The 17028-nt window shown below is 67.0% G+C and carries 19 protein-coding genes; 11 read left to right on the plus strand and 8 right to left on the minus strand.

Going from position 1 to position 17028, the window contains the following annotated elements; translation table 11 throughout:
* Positions 1-26 precede the first annotated feature (26 nt).
* The gene (locus TV39_RS00280) at positions 27-398 is read left to right on the plus strand and encodes a DUF7793 family protein (RefSeq protein WP_043476685.1); all 372 of its coding nucleotides are present in this window, start codon (positions 27-29) and stop codon (positions 396-398) included.
* A 53-nt stretch (positions 399-451) separates the two neighbouring features.
* Entirely contained in the window at positions 452-1273 is an 822-nt protein-coding gene (locus TV39_RS00285) for a class I SAM-dependent methyltransferase (RefSeq protein WP_043476687.1), read from the plus strand.
* Positions 1274-1321: 48 nt separating this feature from the next.
* On the opposite strand, the gene TV39_RS21260 is transcribed toward TV39_RS00285, so the two are convergent.
* The 3 genes from TV39_RS21260 to TV39_RS00300 form a co-directional block, all read right to left on the minus strand.
* Positions 1322-1768 carry a hypothetical protein gene (locus TV39_RS21260; protein ID WP_144406260.1) on the minus strand — a complete coding sequence of 149 codons (447 nt, stop codon included), beginning with the start codon at positions 1766-1768 and terminating at the stop codon, positions 1322-1324.
* A 130-nt stretch (positions 1769-1898) separates the two neighbouring features.
* Positions 1899-2852 (minus strand): ADP-dependent NAD(P)H-hydrate dehydratase, encoded by a 954-nt coding sequence (locus TV39_RS00295; RefSeq protein WP_043476690.1) that lies wholly within the window; start codon positions 2850-2852, stop codon positions 1899-1901.
* Positions 2836-3582, minus strand: coding sequence for a histidine phosphatase family protein (locus TV39_RS00300; RefSeq protein WP_052500444.1), 747 nt, complete (start codon positions 3580-3582; stop codon positions 2836-2838). The genes TV39_RS00295 and TV39_RS00300 overlap by 17 nt, the downstream gene beginning before the upstream one ends.
* 223 nt (positions 3583-3805) lie before the next feature.
* Between TV39_RS00300 and TV39_RS00305 the strand changes: the two genes are divergently transcribed.
* The 3 genes from TV39_RS00305 (at position 3806) to TV39_RS00315 (ending at position 6122) form a co-directional block, all read left to right on the plus strand.
* Complete coding sequence (locus TV39_RS00305; protein WP_043476695.1) at positions 3806-4072, plus strand: DUF6480 family protein; 267 nt, start codon at positions 3806-3808, stop codon at positions 4070-4072.
* Positions 4073-4106: 34 nt separating this feature from the next.
* On the plus strand, positions 4107-4919 hold the full coding sequence (locus TV39_RS00310) for an alpha/beta fold hydrolase (RefSeq protein ID WP_043476698.1): 813 nt from the start codon (positions 4107-4109) through the stop codon (positions 4917-4919).
* A 78-nt stretch (positions 4920-4997) separates the two neighbouring features.
* On the plus strand, positions 4998-6122 hold the full coding sequence (locus tag TV39_RS00315; protein WP_043476700.1) for a glycerate kinase: 1125 nt from the start codon (positions 4998-5000) through the stop codon (positions 6120-6122).
* A gap of 22 nt (positions 6123-6144) precedes the next feature.
* On the opposite strand, the gene TV39_RS00320 is transcribed toward TV39_RS00315, so the two are convergent.
* Together TV39_RS00320 and TV39_RS00325 are read right to left on the minus strand one after the other, a co-directional pair.
* On the minus strand, positions 6145-6807 hold the full coding sequence (locus tag TV39_RS00320) for a DUF6766 family protein (protein ID WP_043476703.1): 663 nt from the start codon (positions 6805-6807) through the stop codon (positions 6145-6147).
* Between the two features lie 52 nt (positions 6808-6859).
* A complete protein-coding gene (locus TV39_RS00325; RefSeq protein ID WP_043476706.1) occupies positions 6860-7351 on the minus strand; it encodes a DUF6328 family protein in 492 nt (163 codons plus the stop codon).
* Positions 7352-7564: 213 nt separating this feature from the next.
* On the opposite strand from TV39_RS00325, the gene TV39_RS00330 reads away from it, so the two are divergent.
* Positions 7565-8461 (plus strand): SDR family oxidoreductase, encoded by an 897-nt coding sequence (locus tag TV39_RS00330; RefSeq protein ID WP_043476709.1) that lies wholly within the window; start codon positions 7565-7567, stop codon positions 8459-8461.
* A gap of 49 nt (positions 8462-8510) precedes the next feature.
* On the plus strand, positions 8511-9059 hold the full coding sequence (locus TV39_RS00335) for a hypothetical protein (protein ID WP_043476711.1): 549 nt from the start codon (positions 8511-8513) through the stop codon (positions 9057-9059).
* A gap of 75 nt (positions 9060-9134) precedes the next feature.
* Here TV39_RS00335 and TV39_RS00340 read toward each other — a convergent pair whose 3' ends face one another.
* On the minus strand, positions 9135-10490 hold the full coding sequence (locus tag TV39_RS00340; protein ID WP_043476715.1) for a uracil-xanthine permease family protein: 1356 nt from the start codon (positions 10488-10490) through the stop codon (positions 9135-9137).
* A 281-nt stretch (positions 10491-10771) separates the two neighbouring features.
* Between TV39_RS00340 and TV39_RS00345 the strand changes: the two genes are divergently transcribed.
* The gene (locus tag TV39_RS00345; protein WP_043476717.1) at positions 10772-11377 is read left to right on the plus strand and encodes a malonic semialdehyde reductase; all 606 of its coding nucleotides are present in this window, start codon (positions 10772-10774) and stop codon (positions 11375-11377) included.
* Between the two features lie 264 nt (positions 11378-11641).
* Positions 11642-12184 (plus strand): 2'-5' RNA ligase family protein, encoded by a 543-nt coding sequence (locus TV39_RS00350; protein ID WP_043476720.1) that lies wholly within the window; start codon positions 11642-11644, stop codon positions 12182-12184.
* On the opposite strand, the gene pgm is transcribed toward TV39_RS00350, so the two are convergent.
* A complete protein-coding gene (pgm, locus tag TV39_RS00355) occupies positions 12174-13823 on the minus strand; it encodes a phosphoglucomutase (alpha-D-glucose-1,6-bisphosphate-dependent) (RefSeq protein ID WP_043476723.1) in 1650 nt (549 codons plus the stop codon). The two genes, TV39_RS00350 and pgm, sit on opposite strands and share 11 nt — an antisense overlap.
* Positions 13824-14087: 264 nt before the next feature.
* On the opposite strand from pgm, the gene TV39_RS00360 reads away from it, so the two are divergent.
* Together TV39_RS00360 and TV39_RS00365 are read left to right on the plus strand one after the other, a co-directional pair.
* On the plus strand, positions 14088-14960 hold the full coding sequence (locus TV39_RS00360) for a nuclease-related domain-containing protein (RefSeq protein WP_043476726.1): 873 nt from the start codon (positions 14088-14090) through the stop codon (positions 14958-14960).
* 97 nt (positions 14961-15057) lie between these two features.
* Complete coding sequence (locus TV39_RS00365; protein WP_043476728.1) at positions 15058-15498, plus strand: DUF4190 domain-containing protein; 441 nt, start codon at positions 15058-15060, stop codon at positions 15496-15498.
* A 56-nt stretch (positions 15499-15554) separates the two neighbouring features.
* Here TV39_RS00365 and TV39_RS00370 read toward each other — a convergent pair whose 3' ends face one another.
* Positions 15555-17024, minus strand: coding sequence for a peptide MFS transporter (locus TV39_RS00370; protein WP_043476731.1), 1470 nt, complete (start codon positions 17022-17024; stop codon positions 15555-15557).
* Positions 17025-17028 lie beyond the last annotated feature (4 nt).

The raw sequence follows: 17028 nt of genomic DNA on the forward strand, positions 1-17028 counted from the left end.
TAACCCCGGCGGGAGGAATGGCGGATATGTCCGGAGACAGCGAGGTGGGCACAGAGGCGGGATTGTCGCTGGGAACCGACGGAGTGCTTCGGCTGACGTGGCCGCGGGGGGCCTCCATAACGGCTGAGGACGCGGAGCGCGCCATGCTCAGGGTGAACCAGCTGTGCGGCAGTGACCGGCATCCCATGCTGGTGGACATGGCCACCACCGCCGATGTGTCCCGCGGCGCCCGCGCAGTCTTCGGGCGCCCGTGCCAGGCGTCCAGGATCGCATTGCTGGGGTCCTCGCCGGTGGACCGGGTCCTGGCTAATTTCTTCCTCGGGATCAACGCGGTGCCGTGCCCCACCAAGTTCTTCACGTCGGAGCCGGACGCACTTACCTGGCTTGCCCTCACATGACTCATGGCGCCTGATTCCGCGGGCGCCACTTCCGATGCCCTTATATTTGGACAATGCTCGCCGCCCTGAAGAAGTATCTGCTGGTCCCCAAGCTTGTGCGGTTGTCCGCAGGGGCGCCGCGGGACCACCACGTCGCCTGGGACCGGTTCTGGTCCACTGTGAAAACCACGGGGGCCAGCGGCGACGTTCTCTGGGACTCCGGCACCGACCACGAGATGCAGGGCTACGTGGACAGGCTGCGCCTGCACCTGGACCGGGCGCTGCCGGTTGTGGATATCGGCTGCGGCAACGGCAGCTTCACCCGGCAACTGGCCGGCCATTTCCCGTATGCCGTGGGTGTCGATGTATCCGCCCACGCGGTCCGGCGTGCCCGCGCCGAGTCAGCCGGGCTGACTAATGTCTCTTACGCCGTCCGGGACATGACGGCTTCCGGCGCCGGCCATGGACTGGATGCGGAGCTTGCCGCGCTGGCCGCGGGGGGACAGGCGGGACGCGGCGCGAATGTGTTCATCCGCGGCGTGCTGCACGTCCTGGGCGAACGTGACCGGTATGCCCTGGCCGAGAACGCCCGCGCCATCACGGGGGCAAACGGCCGCGTGTTCCTGGCCGAAACCGACTTCCGGGGAAACGCCATCGACTACGTGTCGCACCTCGGCGCAACGCTCCGGTCCATCCCTGCGCCGCTTGAAGGTGCCATTCGCGCGCTGCCGATGCCGGGACGTTTCGGCCCCAGGGAGCGGAGCCTGGCATTCCCGGCCAGCCGCTGGGAACTGGTCGAGGAGGGTCCCGCGACGATCGAGACGATGCCCTTGTCCAACCCCGCTCGGGCTGACCTCATCCCCGGCTACTTCGCCGTGCTGCAGGCGCGGGGCTAGCTGCAGGGGAGGGGTCAGGAGCCACTCCCGCCCCTGTGGCCGCTGGCGCTAGCCGCGGCCCATGCTGGTTGAGGGATCGCCGTCCGCCTCGGACGGATCCGCGCGCAGGTCGCCTGGGTCCGGATCCGGGAGGCCTGCGGGGCCAGGCGTTCCGTGTCCGGCGGCGCCGGAGCGCAAGCCCGGGTCTTCGCCGCCATCTGGATTTTCACCGCGGTCCGGGCTTTCGCCCGGCGCGGGGGCGCCATGAGGATCATCGAGCGGCGGAGCGTCGTCCGGACGGGTCCGGGGCCTCTCCGGCGGCATGCCGGGCGGGGTTTCGCCCGGATCCACTGAGTCCGTGGCGTTGGAACTTTCGCTGATGGAGGAGTGAACCCGGATGTCCTCGTTAGGATCGCCGGGATCCGGCACATGCCCGTCGTCGGTTCTGGGCGCGGTGCCCGCCAAGTCCTCGACGGCGTTCCTGGCAGCTTTCTCGATGCTGTCTCCGATTCCCATTGCCCCGCTCCTCACTGTTCCCTCGGACTGTTCCATCAGGCTCTTCCATCGGCGTGAGCCGACAAGCCGGTGATGCTGACACTCCAGATTTATCAGCATGCTTATGAATAGTCCAGAGTCCTCCGAAGCCTCAGCTTCCAAGTTCCATCATCAGGGCGGGCAGTTCATCGGCAAGTTCCCGGGCCAGGTAACCGAGGCTTCCCAGCCGGCTCGCCAGCCTGTCGCCGGCGGCGGCGTGGAGGTGGGTGCCCCAGCACGTCGCCTGCGCATCCGACGTCCCCCGGGCGCGCAGTCCGGCGATGGCGCCGGCCAGGATGTCCCCGCTGCCGGACGTGCCCAAGCCGCCGTATCCCGTGGTGATTTCCCATAGCCGGATACCGCCGTCGCCGGTTTCATCCGGGCTTCCGCCCTTCTTTTCGCCCTGTCCCCGACCGGCGATGACGCCCTGGCAACTCACCACGGCGCTGTAACGAGCTGCTATTTCCGCAACGTCCTGGTGCAGGTCCTTGACGTCCCGCCCCAGCAGGATTCCGGTTTCGGTGATATTCGGTGTCAGGATGAGCCGGCCTGCCCATGGGCCCAGCTCTTCGAGGAGGTCGGGAAGGCAACCCAAAGCGTAGGCGTCGAGTACCATCGCGGGCCGGTCGGCAGAGTCTTCGCCGTCCCCGTCACCGTCGTCCAGTTTCAGCAGCTCCCTTAGGAGCGACTCCGCCTCGCCCAGGTCGTCCAGTCCCGGTCCCACCAGGACCGCCGCCGCTTTCCCTAGTTCGTCGGCCAGGGCCGATGCCCCGGAGCCCCGGACGGCGCCGTCGTTCGTTTCAGCGAGGCCCACCACCCCCGCTTCCGGCAGCGCCACCGCAACGTGCACCGCCGTGGACCCCGCAACTGCCAGGGTGAGCCGGCCCGCGCCGGCGCGCAGGGCCGCGGTGCCGGCCAGCAGGGCGGCGCCCGGAGTCTTCCGGGCTCCGCCAATGACCAGCACGGATCCGCGGTCGTCCTTGCCGGATCCGCCGCCCGGAAGCGGCCAGTCGCGTAGCAGGGTGGGGGTGACCGGCTCGGCTGCCGGCCTACGCGGGGTGGACATTGGCGTCTCCTGCGTGCTCGGTCACTGCAACGCCTTCGCTGACCAGGTGATCGGCCATGTTGAAGCTTTCCAGCACCCACGGTCCGGCACCGTCCGGCCGCACGAACCGCGTGAGGGAGGCGTTGAGGATGGTGGATGTGGCCGCGATATCGAGGATCTCCGGTTCGGTGAGCCCTTCCAGGATGTAACGGAACAGCAGGATCAGGGCGTCGTGGCACACCAGCACCACCCGGCCGGCGCCCGGTTGCCGTTCCAGGTCGGCCAGCAGGGAGCGAAGCCGAAGCACGACGTCGGCCCAGGATTCGCCGCCGGGCGGCCGGTAGTAGAACTTTCCCAGCCATCGCCGCCGTGCCGCTTCCTCCGGCAGCCGGGCTTCCACTCCCGCGGAGGTCAGCATGTCCAGGATGCCCAGTTCCCGGTCGCGAAGCCGCTCATCGATGAGGATCGCCGCGGGCCACCCGCCTTTCTTCACGGCGAGTTCGGCCGTCTGGCGGGCGCGGACGTAGGGCGATGACCAGACTGACGCGGGCAGCTGCTCGTCAGGAAAGTCAGCGAACAGCCTGCCGAGGGCAAGTGCCTGGTCCCGTCCGGTGGCGGAAAGCTCCACGTCGGCATCCCGCGCCGGAACCGCGATGACGTGGGCTCCGGATTCCCTGGCCATCGTCGCGGCCACGTTGCCCTCGCTCTCGCCGTGCCGCACCAGCAGAAGCTCGGTCAGTCCCGTTCGCATGGGACCTCTTCCTGAAGAATCTCGGTCATAGGATTGCGGCATTGCTACCCCCTTGGTCCGGGCCCGTTCCGTGGGCCGTAGTCGCGCCCCCATTGGCGGCGCATGGCTCAGGAATGCCCACGTTACTACTCCTCGTGAGTCCTTGTCGCGGCAACCAGGGAGGGTTAGGCTGGCCACCCATCAGCTTGCGCATCTCCGCATTCTCCCGACGAACGGACTACACATGAGCACGTACCACCCGGAGAACGACCCCTCGAATCCGGACCGTCCCGGCAGCGCGGAACCGGCGGCGGGGCGGCCGAACCCTCAAGCAACGAAACCTGAAGAAACGCCCGGGAAGGACCGGACGTCCAAGGATCCTGCGGCCACGGCGAATCCTGACCCGTTGGAAGGAAACATCACCGGCCTGGAGCCCGGCGGCGGCGTTCCGCCCGGCGAAACGCCTCCCGCGGAAGACTCCATGAGCGCGGACCAGGGGCACGGCGAATAGCTGAATCCGGTCCGCAGGGGGCTATCCTCGACGGATGAAGGGTGCCGTAGCTACAGACGTCGAGGCCGGAGGCCTGCGCGGGCGGATGTACGCTTCGCGGGCCACACCAGCCGTCCGCGCGGAGGCCCCCGCGGAGTCTCCGACCATTGTCCTCATCCACGGGATTGGCGTCTCCCACCGATACCTTGTCCGGCTGCACCAGGCAATGGCCCGGATGGCGGACACTATTTCGATCGACCTTCCGGGCTTCGGCTCCACGCCTCGCCCGGACCGCCAGCTCATGGTGGCGGACCAGGCAGCCTTTATCCATGACGTGCTGGACAAGGCCGGGGTGGGGCCCCGTGTCCTGGTGGGCCACTCCATGGGGGCGCAGTTCGTCCTGGAAGCCGCCCTGCAGCGGCCGGATCAGGTGCCGCAGGTGGTGCTGATGGGGCCGGTGGTGGACGTTCGGCGCCGCACGCTGCCCCGCCAGATGCTCGCGCTGGCCCAAGACGCAGTCCTGTACGAAACCCCGGGCTCTAACGCCCTGGTGTTCAGCGACTACCTGCGGTGCGGGCCGCTCTGGTACCTCAAGGAGCTGCGGGTCATGATGAACTACCGGACCGAGGAGCGGATCCGCGGGCTGGTCACGCCCGTGATGGTCCTCCGCGGCGCATCCGATCCCATCGCAACGGGTGAATGGTGCCGGATCCTGACCCGCCGGGCACCGGCGGGGACGTTGGTGGAGGTCCCCGGCTCCGGGCACGTGGTCCAGCACACCGGCACGGCCCAGGTGGTGGACGCAATCAGCAGCTTCACGGGACTCCCCGGTTCCGGCGCCCCGGAACAAGTCCTGAACCGTCAGTAGTCCGAGCCGCGCTGGTCACTACGCGGGGTTCATGACAACAGGTAAGCGCTTTCCTGTGGTTGCTGGCAGGATAGACGCATGCGCATTCTCATCGCTCCGGACAAGTTCAAAGGGTCACTCACCGCTGCCCAGGCAGCCAGCGCCATCGCCGAGGGGGCGCTGCGCGTCTATCCGGATGCGGTTGCCACGCAGTTCCCCGTTGCCGACGGCGGGGAGGGCACCCTCGAGGCCGCCGTTGCCGCCGGCTACGAGGAACGGCTGAACGCGGTCGTCGGCCCCATCCTGGCGCCCATCGGCGCAGCCTGGGCCATCCGCAAGGATGCCTTCGGCGGCGCGACCGCCGTCATTGAGACCGCCCAGGCATCGGGGCTGGCGCACATGGAGCCGACACCAGCGAACGCGCTGCGCGCCCACAGCTACGGCTGCGGCCAGCTGATCGCCGCTGCGCTGGACGCCGGAGCCACGGAAATCGTGCTGGGCGTGGGCGGCTCCGCCATGACCGACGGCGGCAGCGGCGCCCTGCGCGCCCTCGGCCTGAAGCCGCTGGACGCCGCCGGGAACGTGGTTCCCCTGGGCGGCGGTTCCCTGATGGACGTTGCGGAGGTGGATGTCTCCGGCCTTGATCCCCGGCTGGCTGCCGTCACGTTCCGGATTGCGGTGGATGTCCAGAACCCGCTGTTCGGACCCAACGGCGCCGCGCACGTCTTCGGCCCGCAGAAGGGGGCCGACGAGGACGCCGTCGAACGGCTGGACGCAGGGCTTCGCAACTGGGCATCCGTCCTCCGGGAAGCCACGGGGCGCGATGTCAGCGAGCCCGGAGCCGGCGCGGCCGGCGGGTTCCCGGCGTCGTTCCTGGCGTTCAGCAACGCAACCCTGGAAGGCGGCTTCGCGCTGGTGGCGGGCCTGACCGGCCTGGCGGCCCAGCTGGCCGAAGCGGACCTTGTGATCACCGGCGAGGGGTCCATGGATTCGCAGTCGCTGGAAGGCAAGGCGCCTATTGCCCTGGCCGATGCGGCACGCGAGCGGGGCATCCCCGTGATTGTGGTGGCCGGGCGCATCCTGGTCACTCCCGAGGACCTTGCCGAGCACGGAGTGGTGGCCGCCGCGCAGCTCCTGGACGTCGCGGCCAGCCCGGAAGACGCGGTGGCTAACGCCGCCAAGTACCTCGCGTGGGCCACCAGCCAGGTCCTCGAGGGGGCCTGACGCCGGCGCCTCCGGATATGCGTTAGGCGCCGGTCTCGTAATGCGGTTCGGCCACAGGTTTGGATTCGGGGGAGCCCCGTTCGCGAAGGTAGACCGAGGCTCCCACCAGGACGGCAACGGCCAGGAATTCGCTCTGCCAGTTCTGGAAGGACTCGAACCAGAACCGGCTGGTGGCGAGGTAGCCAAGCAGCGTCACGCCGGGCTGCCCGTGGCTTTGCTGTTCCTGGCTGTATTCCTCGCTTCCGCCCACGGCATGGAGGGTGAAGGATGCCAGGAACAGCAGCAGGAACATGATCGACAGTGAGTGCTCATACACCTTGAGCACCACGCCTCCGCGGCGCACGGGCCATGGCGTGGCCGCCTTAACCGTCGCGTCCCGCGGATCCTGGTCCTGCGGCGCGGCGCGGCCCATCGGCTTGGATTCCGAGGAGCCCTTCTGGAAAAGGAAGACCGTCAGGATGACGTACATGCCCATCTGCAGGAATTCCGATTCCCAGTTCTCGAAGGTCGCTTCCATGAATGCGCCGGTGGCGAGGTAGCCGGCAATTCCCACCGCCGGCTGTCCATGGGCAAGCTGGTCTTCGCTGTAATCGCTTGCCCCGCTGACCACCATGCCGCCGAAAAACAACGCGAACAGCCCAATGTTGGCCAGCAGCAGCCCGTGTTCCTTAGCCCACTTCTTCATGGCGCCTCCCGGAGAGTTTGGTTGAATTCAGTCACAGGTCCCGGCATTCCGGCTAAACCTTCGCTGCCCGTTTGAGGAGCCAGAGCGGCACGAAAACAAGCAGCAGGATCATCGCGGCGAGGATTCCTCCGCCTGCGAGGAGTCCGGCATCGCGCCCGGCGGTCACACCAAACACGAGTGACGCCGTTCCGGCGCTCAGGAGTGCAACGCCGGCCAGCGCCACTTTGGCTATCCGGTCCGCACTCGAGACGAGCATCTTCTTGAGCTGCTTCCGGAAGAGCCTGCGGTGCACGCTGACAGGCAGGAGGATGACGGCGGTGGTCAGTGCGGCGAGGATCACGTTGGCAAGGTAAAGGCCCACCTGGTAATCGTCCAGTGTCTTGAACCGCTCCTGGAAGGGGATGGTCAGGAGGAAACCTGCGAGGATCTGCACCCCGGTCTGCAGGACCCGGAGTTCCTGGATCAGCTCTCCCCAGTTGCGGTCCATCTGTTGGTTGACGGTCTCGTTCCTGCCGTCGCCAACCACCGCATCGCGTTCTGACATGGGCTTACCTCCGGGCCTCGCACGCCGCAGCGCGCCACTAACTCTCAACCTAGGCTTGAAGCCTCCGTCAGGCAATACTCCGCCCGCAGGGCAATACTAAGTTTACTGACTAATTTGTCCAAAACGGTGGACTTGCCCTGTCTGCTGGGATAGTTTCGAAGGGCCGGTCATGGACCGGAACCAGCACAAACCGAGACGCTAGCGAGGTGGACAATGACGGACAACAAGCAGGACCACCAGCCGCGGGACCCCAGGACGGGCTACCACGAGGGGCCTTTCCCGGAGCAGGTCCAGGAGCAGCCCGGGCTCACCGCGCCCATGGATCCGCAGCCGGACCATGGCGAGGAAAGCTACGAGGGAAGCAACGCGCTAACCGGCAAGGCGGCGCTCATCACCGGCGGGGATTCCGGGATCGGCAGGGCCGTGGCCATTGCCTTCGCCCGCGAGGGGGCCGACGTCGCCATTTCCTACCTTCCCGAAGAGGAAGACGACGCCCAGGACACGGCGGCGTGGATCCGCAAGGCCGGGCAACGGGCCCTGTTGCTGGCCGGCGATGGCCGCAGCGAAGAGTTCAGCACCCGGATCGTGGCGGATACCCTGGCGGAGTTCGGGCGCCTGGACGTGGTGGTGCTGAATGCGGCCTACCAAAAGAACCGCGACAGCTTTGAGTCGCTTCCCACCGAGGAATTCGACCGGGTCTTCAAGACCAACCTGTATTCCCTGCTCTGGACGGCCAGGGCGGCAGTGCCCCACCTCAAGGCTGGCGCCTCCATCATCACCACCGCCTCCATCCAGGCCTTCAACCCGTCACCGGGCCTCATCGACTACGCCATGACGAAGGGCGCCCAGGTCGCTTTCACCAAGGCCCTGGCCCAGGAGCTTGGCCCCAAGGGCATCCGGGTCAACGCCGTCGCGCCCGGTCCCATCTGGACGCCGCTGATTCCCGCCACGGAGTGGCCCGAAAAGCTGCCGAAGTTTGGCCAGGACACCCCGCTGGGCCGCGCGGGACAGCCCGCGGAGCTCGCGGCAGCCTATGTCCTGCTCGCCTCGGATCACGGCTCCTACATCTCCGGGGCCGTCCTTCCGGTGACAGGCGGCAAGGGCCTCTAACGCTTGCCACAGACTTTCCCTTCAGACCCGTCTATCCAGGAGGAATGACATGACGCAGGAGAACCAGGGCACACCCATCGAGGAGGAGGGCGGCTACGGCACGCCCACAGTCGAGCAGGAAATGGGCGGTGCCGACACCAAGAAGTTCGCCCAGCCCCGTGAGGAGGAAGCCTTCGACGCGGCCGGCCTGAGCCAGGACAGCCCCGACGGCGAAACCTACCCCGCCGGCGCGCCGGACCTCAGCCAGTTCGGCGCCGAAGACCAGGACAGTGCAGGAGAACCCGGAGCGGGACGCTTCGGAGGAACGGAGGACCAGATGAACGCAGAAAGCGAAAGCAGCGGCCCCGGCTTTGAGCCGGAGAACACAGGGCCGGAGAACACAGGGCCGGACAACCAGACGGCAGCCGGAAGCAACGCTGCGGTTCCGTCCGCGGAGGCCGAGATGGATGAGTCCAATACGGAGGATCCCGACGCAGGGCGGCCGTTCTCCTCGGAACCGAACCAGGACGCGGCCGGGATTCCGGACGGCAGCGGCACGGACCTGCCGGACAGCAAGGCCCCCAAGGACCGGGACGACGACAGTTTCGACGCCGGATAAGTCGACGGGGGACAAGTCGACGCCGGATGTACGGCCCGGGCGGGCGGCTGCTGATGCGGCCGCCCGCCCGCGTCGTTAAGGGCGCTTTTTCGGAGTCCGCTTGGCCGCGGCGTTGATCGCGGCCTTGACTGCCGGGGGCAGCCCGGCCTGTTCGGTTTCCGGTTCCGCGACGCTGCCGCGGGCCTTCGCGATCGCCTTCATGCCGTGGTAGATCACCAGTGCTGCAGCGGAGCCCAGGGCGATGCCGGTGAACGTCAGTTCGCCGATGGTCCAGGTGTAGTTCGCGATGCCGATGATCAGGGCCACTGCTGCGGTGGTCAGGTTGACCGGGTTGGAGAAGTTGACCTTGTTCTGCACCCAGATCTTGACGCCCAGGATGCCGATCATGCCGTAGAGCATGGTGGCGGCCCCGCCCAGCACGCCCGCCGGAACCGTGGCGATCAGTTCGCCGAATTTGGGGGAGAAGCTCAGGATGATTGCGAAGATGCCGGCCACCCAGTAGGCCGCCGTCGAATAGACCTTCGTTGCAGCCATGACGCCGATGTTCTCGGCGTAGGTGGTGGTTCCGGAACCTCCGCCGAAGCCGGCCAGCACCGTGGCGGCGCCATCGGCCATCAGGGCGCGGCCGGAGACGCCGTCGAGGTTCTGGCCGGTCATGGCGGACACGGACTTCACGTGGCCGATGTTCTCGGCAACCAGCACCAGCACCACGGGAACGAAGAGGCCCACCACACCAAGGTGGAATTCGGGGGTCTGGAAGTGCGGCAGCCCCACCCACGCGGCGGCGTCCATTTTGGCGTAGTCAACTTCGCCGCGGATCATTGCCACCAGGTAGCCCACCACCACGCCCACCAGGATGCTCAGCCGGCCCAGGATGCCCTTGAACAGCACGCTGACCAGAATGATGGTGGCCAGGGTGATCGCCGCGGTGACGGGGGCGGCGTCGAAGTTGCTTTTCGCGGCCGGGGCCAGGTTCAGCCCGATCAGGGCCACGATGGCCCCGGTGACGATGGGCGGCATGAGCCGGTTGATCCACCCGGCCCCGAATTTCTGCACCACGGCGCCGATAACGGCCAGCCCGGCGCCGGCGAGCACCACTCCGCCCAGTGCGCCGGGAATCCCGAACTGCTGCTGGGAGGCCATGATGGGGGCAATAAACGCAAAGCTTGAGCCAAGGTAGCTGGGCACCCGGCCCTGCGTGATCACCAGGAACAGCAGGGTTCCGATGCCGGAGAAGAACAGTGTGGTTGCCGGCGGCATTCCGGTGATGATCGGCACCAGGAACGTGGCGCCGAACATGGCCACCACGTGCTGCATTCCCACGCCGATGGTCAGCGGCCAGGTGAGCCGTTCACCCGGGGCCACCACCTCACCGGGCCGGACCGACTTTCCGTTGCCGTGAAGCTTCCATTTGGTACCAAGCATGCTCATGGCCGGGAGCCTTTCAAAAAAATTTGTGTCGGGAGCGGGGAAGGAATCTTCCGGAGCAACATTACCGCGCGACGCCGTGGGGCCCGCCAGTGTCGGGCCCGCCAGTATGGCGCCCGACGCCGTGGTGCCTGCCGCTATGGCGCCCGACGCCGTGGTGCCTGCCGCTGTGGGGAAGGTCACGTGGGGTCACGGGAAGAGGAAGGATTCGCTTGAAGTTGCAACTATGGATAGCAGAACCGCCGGCCGCCTCCGGGTGAGCGGGCCCAGCGAGAGGGATGCAGATGACAATTGCCCATGAAGAAGCAGTGATCGACGCAGCCGCAGTGGACGCGATCTTCGCCGAAGCCCGCACGGCCAACGCCTTCACCGGAGAGGTCACGGATGAGCAGGCCCGCGCCATCTACGAGCTGACCAAGTTCGGACCCACGGCTTTCAATTCCCAGCCGCTGCGCGTGACGTATGTCCGCTCTGACGAAGCCCGTGCCCGGCTGGTCGATACCCTGGCCAACGGCAACAAAGCCAAGACTGCCTCCGCCCCGCTGGTCGCAATCCTCAGCTACGACACCGCATGGCAGGACCAGTGGGAGAACTTCCTGCCCGGCTACAACGCACCCAAGGCCATGTACGACGCTGCGCCGGACCTCGCCGCCAGCACGGGCAACAACAACGCCCACCTTCAGGCCGGCTACTTCATCCTGGCGGTCCGCTCGCTCGGCTTCGCGGCCGGCCCCATGACGGGCGCCGACTTCTCCGCCATCGACGCGGCGTTCTTCCCCGCCGGCGACCAGAAGAGCTTCCTGGTGGTCAACATCGGCCAGCCCGGTCCCGACGCCTGGGGCGAAGCCAAGCCGAAGTTCCCGTACGAAGATGTGGTCCGCACCGTCTAGTTCCGCCGGATGCTGATCCGTGCGGTTCCGGCCGGCGTGCTGGCGGATTAAAACGCGGGCAAAAACGCGGGCCCGTCGCGCAAAGAGGCCCCCGGCACGATGGGGGACACGCCGGAGGCACTCTGGACAACATTTCTGCGGTTGAATGCACGGCATGTGTCCGGGGCCACTTCCCATTTTAGTCAAAATCGCCACTCTGGCTACCATGCCCGGCCGCCTGCGCGGACGGGCGCGGGCTGACCAGCGCCGTGGCACACTGGCCCTATGCGGAACCTGATTCTGGTGGCCTTCATCGAGCCCGTCTCCGACGGGCTCGTGTTCCCCCGTGACGACTGGCCCCTGCACATCACGCTGGTGAGGTTCGACGTCGACCTGCAGGTCGACGGCGGCGTCACCAGCGTTGAAGTGAAGAACGACGGCGGCGAGGGGCACGGGGACGACGTCGCCGAGCTGATTGCCGGACTTATCGACCAGCCCGTGCGGGCGGCCCTGGGTACCGTGCTCACCATCGGTGCGGACGCCGGTTTTGGCCGGCAGGAGTCCGTCCCTGTCAGCCTCGTCGAGCCCAGCCGGCCCCTGCAGGAACTTCACGAGTCACTGGTGCGAACGGTTGCGGAGTTGCCGGGACGGGTGCCCACGCCGCACCACACCCTGGACAACTACCGTCCCCATGTGTCCCATCACGGTGCCAAGCGCCCCCGTCCGGGAGACGTCGTCGTGCTGGACCGCGTCGCCCTGGTGGACATGGCGCCGGACGGAAACCATTCCGTCCGGCGCATCCTCCACCTGTGGGAACTTACGAAATAACCCCGTCAACCAAGGCCTTGGCTTCGGCCTGGACCTGCTTGAGGTGCTCGGCGCCCTTGAACGACTCGGCGTAGATCTTGTAGACGTCCTCGGTGCCGGACGGTCGGGCGGCGAACCAGGCGTTTTCGGTGACCACCTTCAGGCCGCCGATGGACGCGCCGTTACCGGGAGCCTCGGTGAGCTTGGCCGTGATCGTTTCGCCGGCGAGTTCGGTGGCGGTGACGTCGGACGGCGAAAGCTTGCCCAGCGCCGCCTTCTGCTCGCGCGTGGCTGCGGCATCGATCCGGGCATAGACGGGATCGCCGAACTGGTCCGTGAGGCCCTTGTAGAGCTGCGACGGCGACTTGCCCGTGACGGCGGTGATTTCCGAAGCCAGCAGCGCCAGCAGGATGCCGTCCTTGTCGGTGGTCCATACGCTGCCGTCCATCTTGTTGAACGAAGCGCCGGCGGATTCCTCGCCGCCGAAGGCGCCCTCGCCGGACAGCAGCCCGGGCACGAACCACTTGAAGCCCACCGGCACCTCGACGAGCTTGCGGCCCAGGCTTTCGGCCACGCGGTCGATGATCGAGGACGAGACGAGGGTCTTGCCGATCACTGACTGCGGGTTCCAGCCGGTGCGGTGGCGGTACAGGTAGTCGATGGCGACGGCCAGGTAATGGTTCGGGTTCATCAGCCCGCCGTCCGGCGTGACGATGCCGTGGCGGTCCGCGTCGGCGTCGTTGCCGGTGGCGATGTCAAAGTTCGCGCCGCTGGACATGCGGTTGATCAGCGAAGCCATCGCCGAGGGGGAGGAGCAGTCCATCCGGATCTTTTCGTCCCAGTCCAGGGTCATGAAGGCCCACTGCGGGTCAACGGTGGGGTTCACCACAGTGAGGTTCAGGTGGTGGCGCTCGCCGATCTCGCCCCAGTAGTCCACCGAGGCGCCGCCCATGGGATCGGCACCGATCCGGACGCCGGCCTCGCGGATGGCGTTCAGGTCCAGGACGGACGGGAGGTCGTCCACATAGCTGCTGAGGAAGTCGAACTTGCCCGTTGTCTCAGCCGCGAGGGCCTCCGCCACCGGGATGCGTTTGACGCCGCGGAGCCCGTTTTCAAGGAGCTCGTTGGCCCGGTTCGCGATCCAGCCGGTGGCGTCAGTGTCTGCGGGTCCGCCGTGCGGGGGGTTGTATTTGAAGCCGCCGTCGCCGGGCGGGTTGTGGCTGGGAGTGACAACAATTCCGTCAGCCTGCGGGGCTCCCGCGGGGGCGTTCCGGTTGTGGGTGAGGATGGCGTGGCTCAGCGCCGGCGTGGGCGTATAGCCATGGCGGGCGTCGATCAGCACGTTCACGCCGTTGGCGGCCAGGACCTCCAGGGCGGAGTTTTGCGCCGGTTCGCTGAGGCCGTGCGTGTCCTTTGCCATGTACAGCGGTCCGGTGATGCCCTGCCCGGCGCGGTATTCGACGATCGCTTGGGTAATGGCCACGATGTGGGGCTCATTGAACGAAGCCTTCAAGCTGGATCCCCGGTGTCCGGAGGTGCCGAACGCAACGCGCTGGCCCGGATCGCTCAGATCGGGGGAAACATCGTAGTACGCATCCAGGAGCGCAGTGAGGTCAACAAGGTCTTGGGGTTGGGCAACTGTGCCCGCGCGGCTAGCCATGGCACCAGCATGCCAGACGACGGCGGGACGCAACACGATTTGTCCGGAATCCGGCCCCTATGACGCCGAATTTCATCCGGCATTTACCAATTCATTCCGCTTTGCATTTATTTCGGGGCAGTAATTTGCTCCGGAAAAGCGAGTAGTGGCCCCAAAACTACCTATATACCGGCCGTGCCGCGGCTGCTAATTTTCTAAACAAATTACGACGGCGGGTCCTCCGCCGCCGTCAGCGTTGCGGCGAATCCAAGGGGAGGACAGTCCATGGCAGCAGGCGAGGGAGCGTCAGAACAGTCACGGCTGGCTGCAGAGCGGATTGCGCGGCTGAAGCGGCAATTGGACCACGCCGAACGCGCCGCGGAAACGTGGGGCGCGGGAGCCGAGGGGGAGCGCCGCACGGCCGGCCGGCTCGGTGAGCTGACCCCGGCCGGCTGGTTCATGCTGCACGACGTCCACTGGCCCGGCCGGCCGCTGGCCAATCTTGACCACGTCCTGGTGGGGCCGGGCGGCATAGTGGTGGTGGATGCCAAGAACTGGTCCGGCATGGTTGAGGTGAGGGACGGGGTCCTCAGGCAGAACGGCTATTCACGGAACCCCGCGGTGGACGGTGCCCTGGGGCAGGCGGCGGCCGTGGCTGCACTTCTCGGCGCGCCGCACCGGCGCCTGGTCCGCTCCATCATTTGCCTGACCGGCCAGCCCGACTTTGGAGAGGTGACAGACGCCGGCGTCGAAGTGCTGGGCATCAATCGCGTGGTGGCACGGATAGCGGCCCTCCCGGTAGTGATTGATCCGCAGACGGTGGTTGGCCTGTACTCCCACCTGGGGCAGCAGCTCACGCAGCCCCAGTCGCCCCCAGGACGCGACTACCACGGTGCCGCGCGGCAGAGCGCAGCCCACCATCCCCCACGTCAACGGCCGCAGGTCCCGGCGCCCCGCCCGAACACGGGTGCGGTGTATCCGCCGCCCCTTCCTAGCCGCTATCACGGTTCCGCGGGCAGGGGCACTGCCGGGCTGGCCCCGACGCACATGCGGCGCCCCGCGCACGGTGGCGGGCGGCAGCTGGCGGCCTTTTTGTGCAGCCTGCTGGTCCTGGGAATCGTGGCGTTCTCGCTCGCGGCGCCGCTCTGGAGCCGGTAGTCCCCGCTGGCCGGCGTATCACGGGTGTATCACGGCAGCGCTCGTCCGGTCGGCGCGTTGGTAGGCTGGTTATAGCCACCAAAAAGGGGATTTCCCAATGACGAACCAGCCTGCCCCCGGCGACGAGGGGACGCCCCAGGGCTACCAACCGCCGTCGTATATTCCACCGCAGGGATCACCTCCCGTGCCGCCCGGTGACCCTTATGGCCAGCTGCCGGAATACGGCCAGCAGCCCGGACCGTATGGCACCGCCTACGGGCAGTCGTCCTATTACGGGATGCCGCCCGAGCCCAAGGGCCTGAGCATCGCCAGCCTGTGTTGCGGCATCGCGGTATTCCTCGGACTGGGTCTTTTCATCCTGCCGCAAATTGCCGCCGTGGTCCTGGGGCACCTGGCCTTGCTCCGCGAGCCTGCCGGACGCGGACTCGCCATCGCGGGCCTGGTGCTCGGCTACATCGGCCTGGCGCTGACTGCCATTGTGCTGACGTTCGCGGTGGTGGCGATTTTCGCTGCAGCCAACGCGGGTTACGGGTACTAGACCCGGCCCGCAGATGCCCGGCTCAGTCCGTCAACGCCCGGCGGTGGCCCATCGGGTCAGCGTATGCCGGCCATGAGCTTCTTGATGGCCGGCGAGGCGGCCGCGAGGCCTACAGCCAGCACCATGGCCGTGCCCCCGATGCCGATGAAGTACGGCAGTTCGTCGGCCGGGTTGTACAGCCCGGACAGGATGCCGGCCAGGGTGGTGCCCAGCGAAACGGACAGGAAGAACAGTGCCACCATCTGCGTGTGGAAGGCCTGGGGCGCCAGTTTGGTGGTGACGGACAGCCCGATGGGGGAGAGGAAGAGCTCCGCCAGGGTGAACAGGAACAGGATGCCCACCAGGGCCAGGAGCGGCGTCTTGCCGCTGCCGGCCAGCGGGATGAAGGCCAGGAAGGCCAGGCCCATCACGAACAGGCCGATGGAGAACTTAAGGGCCGAACCGGGCTGCTTGTTGCCGAGGCGGGTCCACAGTGCCGCCATGACGCCGGCGAAAATGATGATGAACACCGGGTTGATCGACTGCACCCAGGCGGCCGGCATTTCCCAGCCGAAGAGGTTCCGGTCCAGTTTCTCCTCGGAGTACACGGCAATGAACGTGAATTGCTGCTGGAAGAGTGCCCAGAACGCTGCGGAGGCAATGTAGAGCGGGATGAATGCCACCACCCGTTTGCGCTCGGTGCCCGTCACCTTCCTGCTGGAGAAGATCAAGCCGAAGTAGAGAACGGAAGCTCCGATGGCCGCGTATGCCATGGACATGGCCAGGTTTTCGGCATTCACTGCCCCTGTGGCCAGGAGAACCGCCACCACGGCGGCGATGCCCAGGAAGATCAGCCCGTACCTGGTGCGCTGGGCAGCCGGGAGCGGGTTGGGCACGTGGTGCGCCGCTTCGGGGAGCTTCTTGCGTCCCATGGCGTAGATGCCCAGGCCAAGGGCCATTCCGACGGCGGCGGCGCCGAAGCCCCAGTGGAACCCCTGGCTTTCCTGCAGCCAGCCGGTGACCAGCGGGCCGATCAGTGCGCCGGCGTTGATGCCCATGTAGAAAATGGAGAAGCCGGCGTCGCGGCGTTCGTCCTTCTCCCCGTAGAGGGTGCCCACCAGCGCGGTGGCATTGGCCTTGAGGCCGCCGGAGCCGACGCCCACCAGCACCAGCCCGGCGATGAGTCCGGGAATGCCGGGCACAAGCGCCAACGCGATGTGGCCCGCCATGATCAGGACGGCCGAGCCGAACAGGACGCGTTCCGAACCGAAGAGCCGGTCAGCCAGCCACGCGCCAAGGATGGTGGACAGATAGACTCCGCCGCCGTAGGCGCCCACCAGGCTGGCTGCCAGGCCCTGCTCGATTTCGAGGCCGCCCTGCACAGCCGTGAAGTACATGTAATAGAGGAGGATGCCCTGCATCCCGTAGAAGGAGAAGCGCTCCCACATTTCAACGGAGAAGAGGCTGGCCAGCATCTTTGGGTGGCCAAAAAATGAAGTATCGCCCGGCGTTGTAGCGGGGCGATCGGATAAATGAGTAGTGCTCATTTAC

Origin of the sequence: Arthrobacter sp. SPG23 (assembly GCF_000876655.1) — a bacterium.
Classification (GTDB): domain Bacteria; phylum Actinomycetota; class Actinomycetes; order Actinomycetales; family Micrococcaceae; genus Arthrobacter.